General features: G+C 75.4%; 1 protein-coding gene. It reads left to right on the top strand.

Annotated features, from left to right (window positions below):
• The coding region (locus tag VR45_RS41200; protein ID WP_045945110.1) for an AMP-binding protein at positions 1-755 on the top strand (755 nt) is incomplete at both ends.

Here is a 755-nt window from a genome sequence, read left to right as displayed (position 1 = left end):
ACGCCCCAAGGGCGTCGTGGTCCGCCACGGCGGCCTCGCCAACCTGTTCGCCTTCCACCGCGCCGGGACCCTCGCCCCCTCCCAACAGGCCCACCCCGGGCGGCGGTTCGCCTTCGCCGCGACCGCCTCGCTGTCCTTCGACACCTCGCTCGAAGCGGTGCTCTGGATGGTCGCCGGCCAGGAACTCCACCTGCTCGACGACGACCTGCGCCGCGACGCGGCCGGCATCGTCGGCTACCTGGCCCGCACCGGCGCCGACACCCTGGACGTCACCCCCGCGCTGGCCGAACGGCTGGTCGAGGAGGGACTGCTCACCGTCGCCCCGCCCGCCGTGCTGATGATCGGCGGCGAAGCCTGCGGCCAGCAGCTCTGGACCACCCTGAGCGCCGCGCCCGACACCGTCGTGTTCAACCTGTACGGGCCGACCGAGTGCACCGTCGACGCCCTGCACCACCGCCTGGACGGCGCCGTCGCCCGCCCGGTGATCGGCCGCCCGCTGTCCAACCTGCGCGCCCACCTGCTGGACGCCCGGCTGCGCCCGGTGCCGGTCGGCGTGCCCGGCGAGCTGTACCTGAGCGGTCCCGGCCTGGCCCGGGGCTACCTCGGCCGCCCGGCACTGAGCGCCGAACGCTTCGTCGCCGACCCCTACGACACCGGCGCCCGGATGTACCGCACCGGGGACCTCGCCCGGCGCCGCTCCGACGGCACCGTGGAGTTCCTCGGCCGCACCGACCACCAGGTCAAGGTGCGCGGCT

The organism is Streptomyces sp. NRRL S-495 (genome assembly GCF_000966955.1).
Lineage (GTDB): Bacteria > Actinomycetota > Actinomycetes > Streptomycetales > Streptomycetaceae > Kitasatospora > Kitasatospora purpeofusca.
Note: the sequence above shows the minus strand (reverse complement) of the source record. Positions and strands in the feature narration are given on the sequence as shown.